Annotated in this window: 20 protein-coding genes; 13 read left to right on the top strand and 7 right to left on the bottom strand. The window is 34.9% G+C overall.

Going from position 1 to position 19,585, the window contains the following annotated elements:
* Position 1 precedes the first annotated feature (1 nt).
* Genes ACEN92_RS03450 through ACEN92_RS03435 form a run of 4 tightly spaced genes read left to right on the top strand, consistent with a single transcriptional unit; the run spans position 2 to position 2,466 of the window.
* Positions 2 to 439 (top strand): 3-hydroxyacyl-ACP dehydratase FabZ family protein, encoded by a 438-nt coding sequence (locus ACEN92_RS03450; RefSeq protein ID WP_495640976.1) that lies wholly within the window; start codon positions 2 to 4, stop codon positions 437 to 439.
* Entirely contained in the window at positions 436 to 1,710 is a 1,275-nt protein-coding gene (locus ACEN92_RS03445; protein WP_495640975.1) for a beta-ketoacyl-[acyl-carrier-protein] synthase family protein, read from the top strand. The genes ACEN92_RS03450 and ACEN92_RS03445 overlap by 4 nt, the downstream gene beginning before the upstream one ends.
* 1 nt (position 1,711) lies before the next feature.
* A complete protein-coding gene (locus ACEN92_RS03440) occupies positions 1,712 to 1,966 on the top strand; it encodes an acyl carrier protein (RefSeq protein ID WP_495640974.1) in 255 nt (84 codons plus the stop codon).
* Positions 1,963 to 2,466: a 4'-phosphopantetheinyl transferase family protein gene (locus ACEN92_RS03435; RefSeq protein WP_495640973.1), complete on the top strand. Its 504-nt coding sequence runs from the start codon at positions 1,963 to 1,965 to the stop codon at positions 2,464 to 2,466. Before ACEN92_RS03440 ends, ACEN92_RS03435 begins: the two co-directional genes overlap by 4 nt.
* A 115-nt stretch (positions 2,467 to 2,581) precedes the next feature.
* On the opposite strand, the gene ACEN92_RS03430 is transcribed toward ACEN92_RS03435, so the two are convergent.
* The 4 genes from ACEN92_RS03430 to ACEN92_RS03415 all read right to left on the bottom strand — a co-directional run bounded on the left by ACEN92_RS03430 (position 2,582) and on the right by ACEN92_RS03415 (position 5,543).
* Positions 2,582 to 3,328 carry a phage tail-like protein gene (locus ACEN92_RS03430; RefSeq protein ID WP_495640972.1) on the bottom strand — a complete coding sequence of 249 codons (747 nt, stop codon included), beginning with the start codon at positions 3,326 to 3,328 and terminating at the stop codon, positions 2,582 to 2,584.
* Positions 3,329 to 3,402: 74 nt separating this feature from the next.
* Complete coding sequence (locus ACEN92_RS03425) at positions 3,403 to 3,651, bottom strand: hypothetical protein (protein ID WP_495640971.1); 249 nt, start codon at positions 3,649 to 3,651, stop codon at positions 3,403 to 3,405.
* A 186-nt stretch (positions 3,652 to 3,837) separates the two neighbouring features.
* A complete protein-coding gene (locus ACEN92_RS03420) occupies positions 3,838 to 5,013 on the bottom strand; it encodes a cation:proton antiporter domain-containing protein (RefSeq protein WP_495640970.1) in 1,176 nt (391 codons plus the stop codon).
* Between the two features lie 77 nt (positions 5,014 to 5,090).
* Complete coding sequence (locus ACEN92_RS03415) at positions 5,091 to 5,543, bottom strand: Hsp20/alpha crystallin family protein (RefSeq protein WP_495640969.1); 453 nt, start codon at positions 5,541 to 5,543, stop codon at positions 5,091 to 5,093.
* A gap of 337 nt (positions 5,544 to 5,880) precedes the next feature.
* On the opposite strand from ACEN92_RS03415, the gene ACEN92_RS03410 reads away from it, so the two are divergent.
* Positions 5,881 to 7,455, top strand: coding sequence for a Na+/H+ antiporter (locus tag ACEN92_RS03410; protein WP_495640968.1), 1,575 nt, complete (start codon positions 5,881 to 5,883; stop codon positions 7,453 to 7,455).
* A gap of 27 nt (positions 7,456 to 7,482) precedes the next feature.
* Here ACEN92_RS03410 and ACEN92_RS03405 read toward each other — a convergent pair whose 3' ends face one another.
* On the bottom strand, positions 7,483 to 8,025 hold the full coding sequence (locus tag ACEN92_RS03405; RefSeq protein WP_495640967.1) for a helix-turn-helix domain-containing protein: 543 nt from the start codon (positions 8,023 to 8,025) through the stop codon (positions 7,483 to 7,485).
* A 235-nt stretch (positions 8,026 to 8,260) separates the two neighbouring features.
* On the opposite strand from ACEN92_RS03405, the gene ACEN92_RS03400 reads away from it, so the two are divergent.
* The 7 genes from ACEN92_RS03400 to ACEN92_RS03370 all read left to right on the top strand — a co-directional run bounded on the left by ACEN92_RS03400 (position 8,261) and on the right by ACEN92_RS03370 (position 16,828).
* Positions 8,261 to 9,952 carry a GH39 family glycosyl hydrolase gene (locus ACEN92_RS03400; RefSeq protein ID WP_495640966.1) on the top strand — a complete coding sequence of 564 codons (1,692 nt, stop codon included), beginning with the start codon at positions 8,261 to 8,263 and terminating at the stop codon, positions 9,950 to 9,952.
* 19 nt (positions 9,953 to 9,971) lie between these two features.
* Positions 9,972 to 11,270, top strand: coding sequence for a PQQ-dependent sugar dehydrogenase (locus ACEN92_RS03395; protein WP_495640965.1), 1,299 nt, complete (start codon positions 9,972 to 9,974; stop codon positions 11,268 to 11,270).
* A 114-nt stretch (positions 11,271 to 11,384) separates the two neighbouring features.
* A complete protein-coding gene (locus tag ACEN92_RS03390) occupies positions 11,385 to 11,840 on the top strand; it encodes a DoxX family protein (protein ID WP_495640964.1) in 456 nt (151 codons plus the stop codon).
* A gap of 121 nt (positions 11,841 to 11,961) precedes the next feature.
* Entirely contained in the window at positions 11,962 to 12,855 is an 894-nt protein-coding gene (locus ACEN92_RS03385; RefSeq protein ID WP_495640963.1) for an AraC family transcriptional regulator, read from the top strand.
* A gap of 82 nt (positions 12,856 to 12,937) precedes the next feature.
* Positions 12,938 to 13,924 (top strand): aldo/keto reductase, encoded by a 987-nt coding sequence (locus ACEN92_RS03380; RefSeq protein ID WP_495640962.1) that lies wholly within the window; start codon positions 12,938 to 12,940, stop codon positions 13,922 to 13,924.
* Between the two features lie 222 nt (positions 13,925 to 14,146).
* Positions 14,147 to 14,884: a hypothetical protein gene (locus ACEN92_RS03375; protein WP_495640961.1), complete on the top strand. Its 738-nt coding sequence runs from the start codon at positions 14,147 to 14,149 to the stop codon at positions 14,882 to 14,884.
* 399 nt (positions 14,885 to 15,283) lie between these two features.
* Positions 15,284 to 16,828 (top strand): hypothetical protein, encoded by a 1,545-nt coding sequence (locus ACEN92_RS03370; RefSeq protein WP_495640960.1) that lies wholly within the window; start codon positions 15,284 to 15,286, stop codon positions 16,826 to 16,828.
* A gap of 191 nt (positions 16,829 to 17,019) precedes the next feature.
* Here ACEN92_RS03370 and ACEN92_RS03365 read toward each other — a convergent pair whose 3' ends face one another.
* Together ACEN92_RS03365 and ACEN92_RS03360 are read right to left on the bottom strand one after the other, a co-directional pair.
* Positions 17,020 to 17,520, bottom strand: coding sequence for a cyclophilin-like fold protein (locus ACEN92_RS03365; protein WP_495640959.1), 501 nt, complete (start codon positions 17,518 to 17,520; stop codon positions 17,020 to 17,022).
* Between the two features lie 64 nt (positions 17,521 to 17,584).
* Positions 17,585 to 18,661, bottom strand: a complete 1,077-nt coding sequence (locus ACEN92_RS03360) for an alpha/beta hydrolase (protein ID WP_495640958.1) — start codon at positions 18,659 to 18,661, stop codon at positions 17,585 to 17,587.
* A gap of 284 nt (positions 18,662 to 18,945) precedes the next feature.
* Between ACEN92_RS03360 and ACEN92_RS03355 the strand changes: the two genes are divergently transcribed.
* Positions 18,946 to 19,542, top strand: a complete 597-nt coding sequence (locus ACEN92_RS03355; RefSeq protein WP_495640957.1) for a hypothetical protein — start codon at positions 18,946 to 18,948, stop codon at positions 19,540 to 19,542.
* Positions 19,543 to 19,585: the final 43 nt, after the last annotated feature.

The raw sequence follows: 19,585 nt of genomic DNA, 5'->3' as shown, positions 1-19,585 counted from the left end.
TATGAATGTAAACGATATAATAACAAAATTACCTTATAGCAAACCCTTTTTATTTGTGGATGAGTTGCTTCATGTTGATGAAAACAGTATTGCCGGAACTTATACTTTTAAGGAAGATCTTGATTTTTACAAAGGCCATTTTAAAGATAACCCTGTAACTCCCGGTGTAATTTTAACCGAAACCATGGCTCAGATAGGTATGGTTTGCCTGGGAATTTATTTATTGGGTGATGCCTTTGAAAAAAATACTGTTATTGCTTTTACATCAGCAGATATGCAATTTTTAAAAGCGGTATATCCCAATGAAAAAGTTACGGTAACTTCTCAAAAGACATTTTTCAGGTTTGGTAAACTAAAGTGTGAGATGGTGATGAAAAACGAAGCCGGGCAGGAAGTTTGTAAAGGTATTTTAGCCGGAATGATTACTACAAAATTATGAGTAAACGAGTCGTAATAACAGGTCTTGGCGTAACAGCTCCAAATGGAGTTGGAATTCCTGCGTTTACACACGCCATAAAAAACGGATTATCAGGTATAAGACAGGATACACAATTGCAGGAACTTCAGTTTTCATGTCAGATAGCAGGAAAACCTGAGATTACCGAGGAACTCAAGTCGCAGTATTTTACAGATCTTGAACTGCGCGGATTTAACAGTACCGGTATTTTATATGGTGTTATTGCAGGTATGGAAGCCTGGAAAAATGCAGGATTACCGATAGAGATTAATCCTGAACCGGATTGGGACAGCGGTACTATTTTTGGATCGGGAACATCCGGCATAGATAAATTTCGCGAAAGCATTTATAAAATAGATGAATTGCAAACCCGTAAACTCGGCAGTACCGTTGTGGCTCAAACCATGAACAGTGGTATAAGTGCTTATCTTGGCGGCAAACTCGGACTTGGAAACCAGGTAACTACAAACTCATCAGCCTGTTCAACAGGTACAGAAGCTATTATAATGGCTTATGACCGAATAAAATCAGGGCAGGCAAAACGTATATTAGCCGGAAGTACAGGAGATAGCGGACCATATATCTGGGGTGGTTTTGATGCCCTGCGTGTATGCAGTTCAAAATATAACGAAAATCCTGAACTCGGCTCCCGCCCTATGAGTGCAACAGCCGCTGGATTTGTACCTGGCAGCGGTGCCGGAGCTTTGGTTATTGAAGACCTGGATAGTGCTTTAGCACGAGGTGCCACTATTTATGCTGAAATTTTGGGTGGGAATGTAAACTCCGGCGGGCAACGTGGAAATGGAAGTATGACAGCACCAAACAGTATCGCGGTACAACGATGTATTACAGATGCAATTAATATCTCGGGAATTTCTTCAACTGATGTAGATGCCATAAATGGTCATCTTACCGCCACTACAAAAGATAGTCTGGAAATCGAAAACTGGACCAAAGCATTAAACCGAAACGGAAATGATTTTCCGTATATAAATTCCCTAAAAAGTATGACCGGACATTGTCTTAGTGCAGCCGGAAGTATCGAAAGTGTGGCTGCGGTACTTCAGCTTTATGAAGGTTTTTTATTTGGAAATACAAATTGCGAAGACCTTCATCCGGAAATTACGGCTCTTATTGATCCTTCAAGAGTGCTTTTTAAAACGATTAATACTGATCTGAATATAATTGCTAAAGCCAGTTTTGGTTTTGGCGATGTAAATGCCTGTGTACTATTTAAAAAATATAAAAACTGATATGAATAAAGAAGAACTGATTGCGAAACTAAAAGTCATCATAAAGCCTTATACAACCAATACTGATGCTTATGATAACCTTACGGAGGATACTGATTTTATTAATGATCTCAGTATTAACTCGGCTAATCTTGTAGATATTGTACTCGATATTGAAGAGACTTTTGATGTTGTAATTGATACTACAGATATGGAGCGAATGCTCGATGTTAAAACTGCTGTTGAAATTATAGAAACCAAACTGGCTGCAAAATGATTGGTAATGACGTGATAGACCTAATACAATCACGTCAGGAAAGTAATTGGCGACGCAAAGGTTTTATAGAAAAGTTGTTTACCGCTGAAGAGCAGTTGCTTATAAAACATGATTCCAATCCTGAAATTATGGTTTGGCTGCTTTGGAGTATGAAAGAAGCTGCCTATAAAATTTATAACAGACAGACAAAACTAAGGAAATATATTCCTAAAAAATTGATTTGTAAATTGTTATCAAATAATGACAATTTCATTACAGGACAAGTAATTTGTGGTGAAAATGTTTACTATACAAAAACAACTATTTTTACTGACAATATACATACAATAGCAGTTGGCTTTCTGCAGGATTTAAATAACGTAGTTGAGATTGAAAATACCGGGATTATTAAAGATCAGTATGGAATTCCCTATTTAAATACCTTGCCAAATAGAATTCAGGATGTTTCAATTAGCCATCATGGGCGATTTGAAAAAGTGGTTACTATTATTAAAAAATAATAAGGGGGAATTAACAAGATTTAGGTTTTAGATAAGATTAAATTTTACTGCACAAATTAATAAATGATAATTTTCATACCATATAACTTTGTTCTGCGTATTCCATAAATAAATACTAATCAATTGATTGAATAGAAATTGTTGGCCCTACTTCTACATCTCCTAAAGTAGTGTTTGTGGTATTACCTGTAGTGGTTCTAATGCCTGCTACCAATGGGGTCGCTCCTACTGTTACTAAATGAAAAAAGCCAAGTGTTCCGGCAAAAGCACCTCCATTTACTGCCTCACAATGTGCAACAGCAGATATTTTTGTGTTGGTTATATCATTATATAAAGCGAATCTAAGAAATGCACCATTATTAAAATGTATCCATCCTACTGCAAAATCTATTCGATAGGTTTTTCCTGCCGGCAGGGTAAAAGTCCGATTAGTAGAATCATAAGCTATTGATACACCGCCGGAAGCTATAGTCGTTCCAAATGCAATTTTACCTCCTGCTGAATTGGTTATCGTCTGACCTGATAAATTTGTAAACAAGCCATAAACAGGCGTATTATATATATCGCTTTTAACACGCAGCCAATTTGTGCTGTCCCAATAATAAAAACCGGGTGTAACGGCTGTTGCACCACTTCCGCTTGTGGCTGTATTATAAACAATTGTTCCGTTTATCAAAGAACCACTTGCCGGATTTGTTAATGGAGATGCACTGGTAGATGCTGTTAATGCAACTCTGGGCGCTAAAAGGCCTTGTGTATCTGAAGTTATGTCTAATATTCCATTTGGTGTTGTTGTACCTATTCCTATCTGGGCATTCAAAGAACTAAAAAAAAGTGTAAAGAGTAAAATTTTGATTTTCATAGTAATGAATTTAAAATTGATGATTTTTCACCAAAATAAATAATAAAACTCTAACGTCTTTACTTAAAGGTAACTTATCTAAAAAGAGTAATTGTATCTGTTAGATTTTCCTTATTAATGAATGCTGTAATAAACTCCTGAACTTCATTAGTACTTTCCATCGGAATTTCGAAAGAGTTGATATGAAATTCGTCATCCTGATCCAAAATGTGTATAATTTCGGTATATCCCTTCGAAATCAAACTACCTTTTAATTTAATTATATTGAACTGTTGTTGACCATTTAACTCTTTGCGAACCTTAAGTTTTATAGCTTTTTCCATTGCAAATGTTTTAAATTAATAATCTGTAACATATTACCAAATATAAATATTTATAAGTAAGTGTACACATAAAAAAATAAACATAATATATTATTTATCAACATATTGTAGGAATAACTAATATAATAGTTAAGATGCAATAAAGAAATATTAAATATATTTCCTACAATATTATTTATAGGTAATTTAAAATCTTTTTTGTTTTAAGGACGGCAGTCTGTAAATTAACTGTTGGATTATCATGAGCCAAAAAGTAGTTAGCAGCATCGTAAGCGTAATAACGGCTAAGGTTATCTGATAGGTATAGTTTCCAACTAAATTTAATGAAGCCGCTAAAGTTACCAGAACAAAACTGAATTCTCCTATTTGAGATAAAAGAGCACCGCCATATAAACTATCGCGCCACGTATTTTTTGTAAGCTTAAAAAGTATAGTGTTGATAAAGTTGTTAATGAGTATAATGCTAATGGTAACCCATATAATTGTCGAAACATTTTCAGTAAAAAAAGCAAGATCGAGCTGCAATCCTACTGCAAGGAAAAAGAAAGCCATAAAGAAAACCCTGAAAGGAATAAGTGATTTTCCCAGCCAGCGCGTTGCTTTGTCTTTTCCTATTATAATTCCCGCCACAAATGCGCCCAATGCCGGTGAAAGACCAAACCATGCTGTTATCCATGCCATGCCAAAGCAGATACTGAAACCTATAAAAACCTGCAACTCATGATCGGCAACAATTTCTCTTCGCATCGGAATTTGGAATTTTTTCTTACCGGTGGCTCCCTTCATAAATAAAATAATAAGTACTCCTCCGATACAGACTTTTATTAATTCACTGGCAGAAATATTGTTTCCTGACATAAAATTCAATGCTAAAATCATCGGTACCACCAGAATGTCCTGCATCAATAACACACCGCAGGTAATCAGGCCCAGCTGACTTTTAATCTCGCCTGTCCTTGACAAATATTGAAATACGATTGCTGAGCTGCTCAGGCTTATAATGAAAGCCATTAATACAATTGTTGAAATTTTCCAGCTCAGATAAGTACCAATACTATACATGCAAATAAAACTAAGAACAATTTGCACTGATGCTATTAAAAGAGGCTTATAAAAATTACGTGTAAGATAGTTGAGGTCTATTTCATTTCCTATGGAGAACATTAAAAGAACTATTCCAATTTCTCCCAATTCTGAAATTACTTCAGGATCATGAATGATATTGAAGACCTGAGGACCTAAGAGTAATCCTGATGCAATGTAAGCAATGAAGTAAGGCTGCTTTAATCGTCTTAAAAATAATATCAGCAAGAGAACTATAAAGGACAGCACAGCTATCCCGGAGAATAATTGTGACAACATAGATACCATTTTTGATAATAAGAAATAAGAAAGCTGCCTGTGCAGGCAGCTTCCAAAATAGGCAAACTAAACAGAATTTACAAAATGTCGATCATTTTTGGAGGTTTCTGTTTTGCTTCTTCTTTTTTAGGAATCGTTAAAAGCAACAATCCATTTTGATAGCGTGCACTGATATTTTCTTCATCCACTACATTTTTTGGTAACTCAAAACTTCTTTGGAAGGATTGATAGCTGAACTCTCTGCGGGTGAAGTTTTCTTCCTGTGTGTTTTGGTCTTGTTCTTTTACCGAAGAAATAATCAATAAATTTCCGTCAAGTGTTACTTTGAAATCATTCTTATCCAAACCTGGAGCAGCGACTTCAACTTCATAATTTTCTTCAGTTTCTTTGATGTTTACTGATGGCAGCGTTGTGCTGGTTTTTGAAAAATTGTTGTTTTCCCAATTGAAAAGATCGCGGCCAAAGATGTCATCAAAAAACAAACGTTGGAAATCTGGAACTCGATTTCCGTTTCTTTTAATTAGATTCATAACAGTTTACTTTTAAAATTGTTAGACAATAAATTTTTGAACTTGCACATAAGTAAGTGCAAAAGACAAAAAACAAAAAATATGCCAGCCGATTTAAGTGACAATTTTTCAAAAAATGACATGAAAAATTGTCATAAGAATCAAGGAATAAGGCAATTAATTATTTATTAAAGCTCTTTTGTTGAGCCCCAATAATAGATTCGTGACAATAGTCAATCCTTAACTATAAACAAAACTTAAAGATATTGAGGCTTAGCAATCATTAATTAGTATTTTTGATAATTCTAAACAAAAACATTCAAATAAAAATGTTTAATTTTCCTTATAAACTAAACGAATGCTTGAAAACTTTCCTTTTTACGTTGGTATACTAATAGTTATTTTATTGCTGATTATGTTGGCAAATAAAATAAAAGTCGCATATCCTGTATTGCTCGTACTGGCAGGATTAGTTATAAGTTTTATTCCCGGTGTGCCAATCATAACCATCGAACCTGAATTGATATTTTTCATATTTCTGCCTCCTTTATTATACGAAGCAGCATGGACTGTTTCATGGAAAGAAATGTGGCGTTGGAGACGCATTATTACAAGTTTTGCTTTTGTAGTAGTTTTTCTCTCAGCACTTTCGGTAGCATTAGTAGCCAATTATATTATTCCGGGGTTTTCATTAGCATTAGGTTTTTTATTAGGCGGAATTGTTTCTCCACCGGATGCAGTAAGTGCCGGTGCCATTTTGAAATTTGTTAAAGTACCCAAAACGCTTTCATCCATATTAGAAGGGGAAAGTTTACTGAATGATGCCTCTTCATTAATTATTTTCAGATTTGCAATGATTGCCGTTGCAACTGAGCAGTTTATATTTTACAAGGCAGCATTGAGTTTTAGCTGGATGATTTTTGGCGGTGTTGGAATTGGTTTATTAATAGGATGGATTTTTATGAAAGCCCATAAATATTTGCCTACTGATGCTAATATAGACATTGTTCTGTCACTGCTTACGCCCTATATTATATACCTGGCGGCAGAAGAAGTACATAGTTCCGGTGTATTGGCAGTAGTAAGCGGCGGATTGCTTTTGTCTAATAACAGGCACCGTTTCCTGACCAGCACATCACGTTTGCAGGGAATAAACGTTTGGGAAAGTTTTTGTTTTATCCTAAATGGATTGGTTTTTATGCTGATCGGATTGGATTTGCCTCAAATTACCAACGGCCTTGAAGAAGTAAGTATGGGAACAGCAATTGGTTATGGTATGGTGATAACAGCCGTTTTAATAGTTAGCAGAATACTGTCAGCATATGGTGCAGTAATTGTTACATTAATTGCCCGTAATTTTATAACGGTTGCCTACAGCGAAAATCCGGGTTATAAAACGCCTTTTATACTTGGCTGGACCGGAATGAGGGGTGTAGTTTCATTGGCTGCCGCATTATCTATACCCGTTTATCTGAATAATGGAAATGGTTTCCCACAGCGTAACCTCATTTTGTTTATTACTTTTATTGTTATTCTTTTGACTTTATTAATTCAGGGATTAACATTACCGTATTTCATCAGAAAGATTAAACTTGAGGATTTTGATGATACTTTACCTAATGATGAAGTTAATAATATCTTACGGCAAGAATTAGCAGAACATGCTCTAAATTATTTAAAAACAAATTATAACGATCAGATAGAAACCAATGCTTCATTGCAGCATCTTATTCAAAAATGGGAACAGCATAGTAAAGGAATCGACAATGAATCTGTTGGAAAAGATCTTAAAGTAATTTACCTTGATTTATTAAACCAGCAAAGAAAATGGCTGCGAAATAAAAACAGAGAAGATAAATCTTTAGACGAATCAATTATTAGGAAACAAATGCATTATTTGGATATTGAAGAGGAGAAATTACGATATATTTAGAATTATCAAAATGACGAGAAATAACTATTAAACAAAAATATCAAGATAAGTAACTTCCTCAGAGATTGGGATGATTCCATGTTTTTGCAAGGCATTAAAGTACAGGCTGTCACCTGTTTTAAGAACATATTCAGTATCGCCTACCTGCATTTTCATACTGCCTGCAACCACAAAAACAAATTCTTCCCCCTCATGAGAAACTTCATGTGGTATCACCTCTCCTTTTCTTGCTACAAATAAAAAAGGCTGCATTTTTTTTTCATGGTAAACTGATGCATAAGGAAAAATATGATACCCTTTTTCAGTCTTTACAAGTTTCTTTTCTGCTTCTTCCAATGTCGTTACCACTGCCCTATCCCAGCTGTCCTGTTCGAGTAATTGCGAAATATTAGTACCCAGGGTCTGGGCTATTTTGACTAATGTAGCTACCGAGGGTATTGTTTTATCGTTCTCGATTTTAGAAATCATACTTTTTGAAAGCCCACATTTGTCTGCTACCTCCTGCAACGTGCGGTTCTGTACACTACGAAGAATCCTGATACGTTCACCAACACCCAGGCTGTTTGCCATATTTGCTTTTAAATTATTTACTTTATTTTCCACAATAGCGATTTCGTTTATATCTTAATTCGGAATACTTTTTAGCCAACTTCTGCAAAGATAATTTTCCATAATAATATCTTTAACAAAATAACTCTATATAAAAATAAAAAAACACACATCAAATGTAATAACGTATCATTTTTTTATTCAACTTTGTTGAACAAAAGTAAACATAATATACAAACCCACAAATAATTTTAATATGCGTCAGCGATTGCAACATTATCTTCTTCCTTTTATTTGTCTGAGCTCTTTTTGTGTCCATGGGCAGGATACCCAAAAAAAAGCAACAATTACAGTAGATCTAAAAAAAGAAATTGCCCCCATGAAGCCAGTCTGGGCATGGTTTGGATATGATGAACCAAATTATACCTACATGAAAGATGGCAAAAAATTACTAACAGAAATTGCTGCGCTCAGTCCGGTACCGGTTTATGTGCGTACACATAGTCTGCTGGTTTCAGGCGATGGTACGGCAGCACTCAAATGGGGATCTACCAATGCCTATACAGAAGATGCTAATGGTAATCCGGTTTATAACTGGAGAATTGTTGACAGTATTTTCGACACCTATATATCACGCGGCATGAAACCACTGGCACAAATAGGTTTTATGCCTGAAGCTTTATCTTCACATCCTGTTCCTTACAGACATCACTGGAAACCCGGAGATCGTTATTCAGATATTATTACAGGATGGGCTTATCCGCCAAAAGATTATAACAAGTGGCGTAATTTAGTTTATGAATGGGTAAAACATTCCGTAGAACGTTATGGAAAAAAAGAAGTAGAAAGCTGGTATTGGGAAGTCTGGAACGAGCCCAACGGTGATTATTGGAAAGGAAGCCGTGAAGATTTTTTTAAATTATATGATTATGCCGCTGACGGACTTAAAAGAGCTCTTCCTACAGCAAGGATTGGCGGACCTAACATTGCAGGTACCAGAAGTAAAAATGCACAGGATTGGGTTAATGATTTTATTAAACATTGCATATCAGGCACCAATTATGCAAATGGCAAAATAGGATCTCCCATTGAGGCAATACTCTTTCATGCGAAAGGATCACCAAAAACAGTTAATGGAGTGGTTCGAATGAACATGGAACCACAACTGAATGATATAAAAACAGGATTTCAAATAACAACTTCCTATCCCGAAACAAAAAACCTTCCCATAATCATTGGCGAGTCTGATCCTGAGGGTTGTGCCGCTTGTGGTATGGCAACCAATCCTGAAAATGCGTATCGCAACGGTACATTATACTCCAGTTACACAGCGGCTTCTTTTGCCCGCAAATATTTATTGGCAGACCAGACAAAAGCAAACTTTCTTGGTGCAGTTTCATGGTCGTTTGAGTTTGAAAACCAACCATGGTTTTATGGATATAGAGATTTATCCACAAATGGTGTTGACAAACCAGTGCTGAATGTTTTCAGGATGTTCGGGATGATGACAGGCAAAAGGATTGCAACACAAAGTAACCGAATGTACCCACTGGAAGAAGTCCTTAAATCAAGTGTACGCGGTGAACTGTCTGATATTGGGGCATTAGCTGCAAAAGATAAAAAATCTGCTGCAGTAATGGTTTGGAATTACCATGATGATAATATACAAGGATTAGCTGAGAATGTCATGGTTACAATTGATAATGTTCCTGCAAAGAAAGCAATCCTCAGCATATATCTTATTGACGACACTAACAGCAATTCTTATGAGGTATGGAAAAAAATGGGTTCACCACAAAATCCTACAGAGCAGCAAATCAAAACTCTTGAAAGTGCCGGGCAATTAAAGTGTGTATCAACCGAAAAAACCAAAATCAATTCAGGTCAGATTATCTTAAATTTAAAATTAACAAGACAGGCAGTTGCATTGGCAAAAATTACATGGTAATCAATAACAATAAAATCTAATGACAGTAAATAAATATATTTCTAAATCCCTGAAATTCTCTCTTGTACTATTGAGTACTGCCGGCAGTTTTCAGGCGCAAAACAAAGAAAATGTAACATTGCCTGAGCCATATGCTACAAAATCAGTTCAAAATTTCTGTAAAGTAATTGGCTGGAAAGAAGGCGAACTGCCAATTGCCCCTAAAGGATTTACAGTAAGCAAATTTGCAGATGAACTAGAAAATCCCCGCTGGCTTTATGTTGCTCCAAACGGTGATGTATTTGTCGCTGAAGCAGGTACGAGAATCCCAAAGAAAAAAAGAGAAGATGAGAAGGACGAGTTTTTTAAATCCAAATCCCAGAACTTTGGCAGTGCTAACCGAATTACTCTTTTTAGGGATAAAGATAAAGATGGTGTATATGAAAGTAAATATTCCTATCTGAACAATTTAAACCAACCTTTTGGGATGCTGGTATTGGACGGTTTTTTCTATGTTGCCAATACTGACGAGCTACTAAGATTTTCCTATCAGGAAAAAGATACTGTTAATTCCGGTAATGGACAAAAAATACTTGATCTGCCTGCCGGAGGTTACAACAATCACTGGACAAGAAACATAATTACGAACCCGGAAAGAACCAAAATTTATATCACAGTTGGTTCGGCTAGTAATGTGGCAGAACAGGGAATTGAAACAGAATTCAAACGTGCTAATATACTTGAAATTAATCCTGATGGCAGCGGCGAGCGTATTTACGCAAGCGGACTTCGCAATCCCAATGGAATAGACTGGGTTCCGGGTACCAAAACATTATGGACGGCCGTGAACGAACGTGATGATTTAGGAGACGAACTTGTACCTGATTATGTTACCAGTGTGAAAGATGGTGGATTTTATGGATGGCCGTATTCTTACTTTGGTCAGCATGAAGACCCTCGACACAAAGGAGAACGTCCGGATCTTGTTGCAAAAGCCATAGTGCCTGATATAGCACTTGGTCCGCATACGGCATCATTAGGTCTGGCATTTTACAATAAGAAGGCTTTCCCTAAAAAATATCGCAATGGTATGTTTGTCGGCCAGCATGGATCATGGAACAGAGCTGAATTATCCGGTTATAAAGTGGTCTTCATTCCTTTTAAAAAAGGGAAACCTTCGGGACCTCCTGAAGATTTTTTAACCGGTTTTATTGTCGATGCATCAAAAAGCCTTGTCCATGGCCGGCCTGTTGATGTAGCAGTGTTACCAGACGGTTCTATACTTGTTTCCGATGATTCTGCTAAAACAATTTTTCAGATAAAAGCACAAAAAAGATAATGTATAGTTTCTTAATATGATAATACAAACAGGGACTCAGGAGAATCAGAAAATATATTTTCAGCCTGAGTTCTTGTTTAATCGTCTGCAATACAAGAACTTTGTAAAAAAAACATGAAACCATTAATTGTATTGCTGAGCGTTTTTGCTATCTGTCTTCTGACGACAAATCTATTCTACGGTAATTATGAATTTGCTTTGTCAGGGAGAATTGCAATGTCAGTTATGCTGCTTTTTACTGCTACAGGGCATTTTGCTTTTAATAAAGGTATGGCTATGATGCTGCCTGCATTTGTTCCATACAAAACACAAATTGTTTACCTGACTGGTATTATTGAAATCATTGGGGCTTTGGGACTCTTTTTTCCTGGTATCAGAATTTTGACTGGCTGGCTGCTAATTATATTTTTCATTCTTATTGTTCCTGCTAATATTTATGCTGCCCTTCACCATATCGATTATCAAAAAGGAAGTTCCGATGGAAATGGCCCCACCTATTTATGGTTTAGAATACCTCTGCAGGTTTTATTTATATTTTGGATATATTTTTCAGCTATTAAGTACTATTGACAAAATTTTATTTTCCCGAACTAACTTTTCTTTTATAAATACAATCTGGTTTATAATATAAAATACTCAGGCTGACCATCTTTTTTATGATATATTTATTTGAATTTTATAATTTTACGTTATGAATACGAAAGAAGATATCAACGGCTTTTACCAAAGGATTAATTATTCTGTAACAGGAAAAATTTCACAAGATGGACCGCATATTAATGTTTTTGAAAGAGCAGATTGTAAAACTGTCATACCTTATTCGAGACGGGATTATTATAAAGTGACATTACTTGTAGGGACAGGAAAGCTTGAATATGCAAACAGAACAATATATATTGATACTCCTGTTTTATTGTTTACAAACCCACTGGTTCCTTATTACTGGCAACCGGAATCTGAAAATCAGGAGGGCTGGTTTTGTATCTTCAATGATGCGTTTGTAAAACAACGGGATGAACTGCTTTCGGATCTGCCTATGTTTGATATAGATACAGAAAAAGTATATTTCCCCGATAAGCAAAGTATTGATCGTATTTCGGATTTTTATCGCAAAATGATGGAGGAAAATAAAAGCTCCTACCCTTTCAAGCAGGATTTGATGCGTAATTATCTGCATTTGATTATTTACGAGGCTCTAAAAATGAAGCCGGTAAAAGGTTACGAATTACAGACAAATGCTTCAGCACGAGTAACATCACTTTTTTTTGAACTATTAGGAAGGCAATTTCCGATTGATTCCATGCAAAATCAATTAAAGCTTAAATCGGCAAAAGATTTTTCACATCATCTTTCTGTACACACCAACCATCTCAACAAGGCAGTAAAGGAAATCACCGGTAAAACAACAACTGAGCATATTACTGCAAGAATTATATTAGAAGCCAACGACTTATTAAAGCATAGCAGCTGGCCTATTTCCGAAATTGGTTATTGCCTGGGATTTGATAGTCCGGCATATTTTACAACTTTTTATAAAAAATATACTGGCAGGACACCTAACGAAATGCGAAAAACTATTGATTGAATTTTAGAAGTATCCATTTGAATTTTTATACTTTCCAAAAACATAACGTTCTACCTTTGTTTTATTAAAAATATATTCAAATATGAAATACAGAACTTTAGGAAAAACAGAAATAGCTTTATCCACTATAGGATTAGGATGTATGAGCATGAATCATGCTTATGGTGAACCGGATGATAATGAATCTATTGCTACTCTTGAAAAAGCATTAGAATTAGGAATTAATTTTTGGGATACTGCGGATATTTACGGGGATGGCGCAAATGAAAAACTAATTTCAAAAGTTTTAAAACCCAATCGTCAGAAAATATTTATTGCTACCAAATTTGGCTTTGAACTTAATACAAGAGGCAAATACACCGCCTTCAATGGATCTCCTGAATACCTGAAGAAAGCTGTAGAAGACAGTTTGAAAAGATTACAAACGGATGTTATCGATTTGTATTACGCACATCGTGTCGACCCGAATGTACCTATAGAAGAAACTGTTGGTGCAATGGCAGATTTAGTTAAGGAAGGCAAAATACGTTATCTTGGACTCTCGGAAGCTTCTGCCATTTCAATCAAAAGAGCTCATGCAGTACATCCTATAAGTGCTCTTCAAAGCGAATATTCCTTGCTTACCCGTGATGTAGAAAAACAAATTTTACCGCTGTGCAATGAATTGGGAATCTCATTTGTTCCATATAGTCCACTGGCAAGAGGTCTAATTACTAATACATTGGATGTAAATAAATTAAGAGATACTGATTTTAGGAAAACTTTACCTCGTTTCCAGGATACTTATGCTAAAAACAATACTGATCTTACCACGGAATTTGCTGCTTTAGCAACAACAAAAAACTGCTCTCCGGCACAATTGGCTATTGCTTGGGTTTTAGCACAAGGTGAAAATATTATACCTATACCAGGCACAAAACGCAGAAAATACTTAATTGAAAATGCAGGCTCAACTGATGTGATTCTAACTAAGGAAAACCTTTCCGCTATTGAAGATATCTTAAAAAAATATCCAAATACAGGTGCCCGGTATAATGAAGCAAACAATAAATTTGTGGACAACAAGTAAATAATATGTTTAAACAAATTTACCTATTAAGTGTAATTCAAAGACGATTAGGCTATGGATTTTTTTTTTTAACTAACCTAATCGCAATGTTTTTATAGTTTGTCTTTTTCCGGAATTCTTCGGAAAGTTTAAAATCGTTACATTTGCTTCCTGGTTGACAAAATTACGTTGTGGAATAATCAATTTCTGTAGCGTTATGCCAATTAATTTTAAGTAGTCAAGATGGAAAAACATACTGTATCAGCAGCATCGTTAGCTCTGGGTGATAATCCGGTACCAAATAGCAAAATAAAGAAAGCCGATTTATTACCCGATCCGGAATCCCGATTAGATTCTATGGAAATGAAGGAAAAACCTATTGGAGACTCCTCTATTCCGTTTAGAGATTTGACGGATACTGCCAGTAAAAAAGAAAGTATTGGCCGACTCATCGAAAAACTGGATGTTGCTGTCAGTGCCAGGTATCAAAAAACTGTGGAAGATACTTACTGCAATGTGTACTCCTACGATTATTGTTATTTCTGTAAAGTGTACCTTCCAACGGTTTGGTGGACGGATGAGTCTCTGGAAAAAATACTTCAGGGACAGGAAGTAGAAACCATTTTTGAGCAAACTGTCGATCGTATTTACTCCAGTGCCATACACGATTGGTTTTTGCAATGGGGAACCAGTTTTGGCTGGGAAAGAATGTTTACTGCTGATGAAGTTCAAAATAAAGTAAATGCTAATGGCGGAATCGGAATAATTTGCGCCAAAAGAAAAATAAAAGGACTTTCCGGGCATATTGTTCCTGTTATTCCCGAAACGGATTTAAATAAAGCATACAGGGAGAATGGTGTAGTTGTATATCCACTGCAATCACAAGCTGGAAAGTTAAATTATAATTATTTTTCAGATGTTAGAAAAGATTGGTGGAATGATGATTTATATTCTTCCTATGTGTTTTATTATCATGAATAAATAAAGCATTTAGCAGGATTGTTCAAACTTCTAAAATATTTATTGATTATCAGTCTGTTAACTACTTGTAAATGACACAATAAAGTATTACTTTTGCAACTTAGAAAAACAAAGAATAGCAAAAATCGTAATTTAGCTATTTATCTGCTTACATTGTTGATATAAAAGTGATTACTAACAATAGTTTTATGACCCACATAAAATTACTTTCACGATACTTCAGTCGATACAAGTGCAAAATTTCTGAGAATAATTTTTTAAAGCAAAATCAGGCTTTTAATGGTTGCAAAATAATAATGCTTAGTCCGTTAAAGATTTTTTGGCTCTGATATTTAAAAGATTAGATTCCTATTACCAAATAAAAATAAGTTAATCATCATAAAAAGAAAGTAAGTATAAATGAAAGACAATCAGACAAAAAAATATTATTGGGGAATTGGATTAGAAAACGAAACCTACATGCAATTTGAAGAATCCCTAATAGTTTCTGGTGAGTTTATACAAGAAAAAATTGGTTTTGAGAAATACAGTATTGACTATAGAAAATGCTATAAGCCAGAAAGCTTAGCTCCTATTTTGGAAAAAGCTTTTGGACTGGATAAAAACTATAAAGTGAGCCGAATGATCAACAGTCATTCATTGGAAAAACTGGATGTAAACTACCAACACAAAACATTATCAGCTGTAAAGCCATCGGTTGAAACTTCAGAAACTACCGAAGTTAGCCCTCAGCCACTTGAAAACCCTGAATATTTGGGAAAATCAATCATGGAAATTTTCCTTGAGGATCAGCCATACAATATTCAAAGTATGATTACCCAAAGAAACAAAACAATGGGTTCTGTACATTTTGATGGTGATTCTATAGAGTTTGTTACTAAATATTTTGAAAACCGTACAATAGCAGATTCCTGCAAGGAGCTAAAAGCGACCAAAAAGTTATTCCTTGACAAAATCAATGAATCGTCTGTATTAAATGGTAAATTAAATTTTCCGGATTACAACAATGGTCTTAATATGTTTATGACCAATCAGGAAAACCTCGTTTTGTTTAATAACGGAACATATCACTTTCACATTACCTTACCGTCATTAACAGAAGACAGCAGAATTATAGATTACAATGATTTTGAAAAAACACATGCCAATGCTATTTATTTGCTGCAATGGTTTGAGCCTTTTTTTATAGCAACTCTTGGAAGTCCTGATATTATGGGCGTAATAAGTGATAAGTACAGTCTGGATGAAAAATTTACTTTAGGTTCTATGAGGAATGCTATGTCGCGTTATATAGGCGTAGGAACTTATAACAAAGCAATGCCAAAAGGTAAAATCCTAACCTATAATGTAGATGATTTTAGGAAACTGCTAAAATTCGAAAAAGAGGATAATATTTGGTGGCGAGATCAGATTGAAGCAGATATGGAGTATGAAATGCTTTCGGAAGTAGGTCTTGATTTCAATCAGGAGAAGATGTACCAAAGCGGTTTTGAATTCAGAAGCTTTGACGAGTTTCCGGCTGAGTATCTGAATGATGTTCTTTTCTCTATTATTCTAATTTGTGAGCATTCTTTAAATCTTTCCGATGTTCAATGGGGACATGACAGCAAAGCTTGGAATAATCTGGTTTTTAAAACTTTAAAAATGGGTTATTTAGCGGAAATTAATGAAGCTGAAAAGAACGAAGTTTTGGATTTACTGCAATTATTAAATCCATCAGATTCTAATTATACTATACTAAAATCTGAATTTGAAGCTATCGTAATGCTGGACGAATTTTTCTTTAAAATTCTCGCCGTTTTGCATGATAAGTACAAAGACAACAATATTTGCCTGGATTCCATGTATGGACAAAAAACAAGTTTTCCTCCAAAATGGGATAACTTTAATAAATACCAAACGGAGAGACATTTGCAGCAAATTGGCGCTTTTTGTGAGAATTAGGAAATTCTGAAAATAAATTAAAGCATGTAGCAAATGGCACAAATCCCCTGGTCGTGGAAAGATAAAAATACAAACCCCATTGATTTACAATGGGGTTTGTAGTAAAATTTAATTTACGAATTGAACCTTCATTAGAAGATTTGAAGCTTTGAGTGAAATATAAAAATCATACTATAGTTTTTAAATCTTTCTTACTGCAATTCAAAAGCAACGCTAACATTTTCATTACCAAGTGCTTTAGAGAGCTCGGTTGTATCATCAATACGACCGAGTTTTGTATAACTGTAAGATGTAGAAAATGTTTTATAAAAAAGCACAAATGTATTAGATCCATACATCATCAAATCTCCTGCTTGGATAGTTGAAGGATTGGATGAATTAACAGGCAGATTAGTCGGGAAATTATAAAACTTCTCATTACTATTCAGGTCACTCATATTAATCGTCATTGGTAACATTGCTTTGAATGCTGTCGCTGTAACGTTATTTAAAAGTGTAGCACTAAAAGTACCTGAACCAATCTTAATTCTTATTTTACTGCCCATAGTTTCATTATTACTATTCGTGTTTTCATTATTTTCAATATTACTATTATTTCCGGTTACATTGTCTTTGTTGCAGGATGCGAAAACTATAACAAAAGAAAATCCTAAAAAAAAATCATTAAAAATATTTGTTTCATATAAATTCATTTAGTTGAAATACTTATTATCAATTACTTACTTAGATTGTAATAATTTAGTTTTCATACCCCGGTTACTTTAAATATTTTTTAAAAAATGCTTCCAGCTTATCAAAAGGAATCAATTCTAATTTATCATAAAGGTCTACGTGACCCGCATTTGGAACATAATATAATTCTTTTGGTTCTGCTGCACGTTTATAAGCATCTTCACTGAACTCTTTTGAATGCGCTTTATCTCCAGTAATAAAAAGCAGAGGGCGAGGTGAAATTGTTTCTATATCATCAAAGGGATAGAAGTTCATAAATTTAATATTACTGCTCAAAGTTGGGTGTGTTGTAGTTAACGGTGATCCGCCTTTCGGAGTATATTCACCACGCGGAGTACGGTAAAAATCATAAAATTCCCGCTGAACCGGATTCGTGTTTTCATCCAGCTTATGCACAGTTCCACCTGTATATTTGACTTCGCCACCGGTAAACTCTACATAACGTTGCTCTGCAGCTTCAGCTATAATTTTCTTTCTCTGCTCGAGAGTTTGGGAATGATTCAGCGCATTACGATTGGCAGATCCCATATCATACATACTTACTGTTGCAATAGCTTTCAATCTCGGGTCAATCTTTGCAGCGCTGATAACAAAGCTTCCGCTGCCGCAAACACCAATAACTCCAATATTATTTCTGTCAACAAATGGACGTGTGCCCAAAAAATCTACTGCTGCACTAAAACTTTCCGCATAAATATCCGGCAAAACTGCATTACGTGGCTGACCTTCACTTTCACCCCAGAAAGAAACGTCAATTGCCATACTAATAAAACCTCGGTCAGCCATATTTGAGGCATACAGATCTGCGCTTTGCTCTTTCACGGCACCCATCGGATGACCAACAATGATTGCTGCGTGTTTGGCATTACGGTCTAAATTATCAGGTATAAAAAGATGTCCGGCAACATCCATTCTGTATTGATTTTTAAAAGTAACCTTGTACATCTTAACATTCTTACTTACTTTAAAAGTCGTATATCCTGTGGGTGATATCTGTTCCATTTCTGTCATTTTTTTGGTTTGTTCTTTTGTCTTTTTTTGAGCGTATGCACTTCCAAATAACATAAGTGATGCAATTGTTAAAATTCCTATTCTTCTCATCTTGTTTAAATTTTAATGATTATTTAGAATTTGAAGTTCCATATTTCTTCGTAGTTTATTATGGATACAAAACTATACCGAAACCTGATTTGCCCGGTAATAACAATCAAACTTATAGTTAAGATATTCAAACCAATCTAAGTCGGGAAATTTTAAGATTTGTAGCTGTGTTCATTACGGATATAATTGATTTTACTAATTAATTTTCTGCAAATGCAATAAACATCTATAACTAAATGTTATATAAAGAAATGTTATGTGTTTTAATTTATTGATTAAGAGTTATGAAGAATATATTGTTTTTAATGATTATGGTTGGTGTTTACATGCAAGGCTATGCGCAGCAGGAGCTGAATAAAAAAGAATATAGATCGATTCCAACTAAAGATCAGAAAATTGAAGAAATGATTCCTCCGGAAGAAATTACTCCTAAAATTGATCCTCCGACTGTTGAAAAGAAAGATTCTTTGATTATAAATCCCGAGGGACTTTTTAAGGATACTAATCTGTATAAAAGAGAGTCTAATACTGAGGGCATTTATTATAGAAGAAATCAATATTTAGGTGGCTTTAGAACTAAAACATTTGTTTCTACAATTCGTTATCGCGATGCAGCTTCCGTAGATGGCGATAAGATAAAAGTATATTTGAATGACAAGGTAATTAAGCCTGAAGTTATTCTGGATGGAGAATTTCAGGGATTCAAAATAGATTTGGTAAAAGGGATTAATAAAATTGATTTTGAAGCTCTTAATGAGGGCTATGCATCACCTAACACCGCTGAATTTCAGGTTTATGACGCTAATGGAGCTGTTATAGAAGCAAGCCAGTGGAATGTTGGTACTGGTTATAAGGCTACAATTATATTATACAAGGAATAAACACAGTAATCCTTAAAATAAAACAAACAAAGAGGTTTAATAG

This window comes from Flavobacterium sp. Flavsp81, from assembly GCF_059491325.1.
The sequence above is the reverse complement of the archived record's forward strand: the minus strand, read 5'-3'. Positions and strand labels throughout refer to the sequence as shown.

Bases quoted from the DNA above. Each gene is read 5' to 3' on its own strand.
- ACEN92_RS03450 (WP_495640976.1), top strand. From the start codon at position 2: ATGAATGTAAACGATATAATAACAAAATTACCTTATAGCAAACCCTTT.
- ACEN92_RS03445 (WP_495640975.1), top strand. From the start codon at position 436: ATGAGTAAACGAGTCGTAATAACAGGTCTTGGCGTAACAGCTCCAAAT.
- ACEN92_RS03440 (WP_495640974.1), top strand. From the start codon at position 1,712: ATGAATAAAGAAGAACTGATTGCGAAACTAAAAGTCATCATAAAGCCT.
- ACEN92_RS03435 (WP_495640973.1), top strand. From the start codon at position 1,963: ATGATTGGTAATGACGTGATAGACCTAATACAATCACGTCAGGAAAGT.
- ACEN92_RS03430 (WP_495640972.1), bottom strand. From the start codon at position 3,328: ATGAAAATCAAAATTTTACTCTTTACACTTTTTTTTAGTTCTTTGAAT.
- ACEN92_RS03425 (WP_495640971.1), bottom strand. From the start codon at position 3,651: ATGGAAAAAGCTATAAAACTTAAGGTTCGCAAAGAGTTAAATGGTCAA.
- ACEN92_RS03420 (WP_495640970.1), bottom strand. From the start codon at position 5,013: ATGTTGTCACAATTATTCTCCGGGATAGCTGTGCTGTCCTTTATAGTT.
- ACEN92_RS03415 (WP_495640969.1), bottom strand. From the start codon at position 5,543: ATGAATCTAATTAAAAGAAACGGAAATCGAGTTCCAGATTTCCAACGT.
- ACEN92_RS03410 (WP_495640968.1), top strand. From the start codon at position 5,881: ATGCTTGAAAACTTTCCTTTTTACGTTGGTATACTAATAGTTATTTTA.
- ACEN92_RS03405 (WP_495640967.1), bottom strand. From the start codon at position 8,025: ATGGCAAACAGCCTGGGTGTTGGTGAACGTATCAGGATTCTTCGTAGT.
- ACEN92_RS03400 (WP_495640966.1), top strand. From the start codon at position 8,261: ATGCGTCAGCGATTGCAACATTATCTTCTTCCTTTTATTTGTCTGAGC.
- ACEN92_RS03395 (WP_495640965.1), top strand. From the start codon at position 9,972: ATGACAGTAAATAAATATATTTCTAAATCCCTGAAATTCTCTCTTGTA.
- ACEN92_RS03390 (WP_495640964.1), top strand. From the start codon at position 11,385: ATGAAACCATTAATTGTATTGCTGAGCGTTTTTGCTATCTGTCTTCTG.
- ACEN92_RS03385 (WP_495640963.1), top strand. From the start codon at position 11,962: ATGAATACGAAAGAAGATATCAACGGCTTTTACCAAAGGATTAATTAT.
- ACEN92_RS03380 (WP_495640962.1), top strand. From the start codon at position 12,938: ATGAAATACAGAACTTTAGGAAAAACAGAAATAGCTTTATCCACTATA.
- ACEN92_RS03375 (WP_495640961.1), top strand. From the start codon at position 14,147: ATGGAAAAACATACTGTATCAGCAGCATCGTTAGCTCTGGGTGATAAT.
- ACEN92_RS03370 (WP_495640960.1), top strand. From the start codon at position 15,284: ATGAAAGACAATCAGACAAAAAAATATTATTGGGGAATTGGATTAGAA.
- ACEN92_RS03365 (WP_495640959.1), bottom strand. From the start codon at position 17,520: ATGAATTTATATGAAACAAATATTTTTAATGATTTTTTTTTAGGATTT.
- ACEN92_RS03360 (WP_495640958.1), bottom strand. From the start codon at position 18,661: ATGAGAAGAATAGGAATTTTAACAATTGCATCACTTATGTTATTTGGA.
- ACEN92_RS03355 (WP_495640957.1), top strand. From the start codon at position 18,946: ATGAAGAATATATTGTTTTTAATGATTATGGTTGGTGTTTACATGCAA.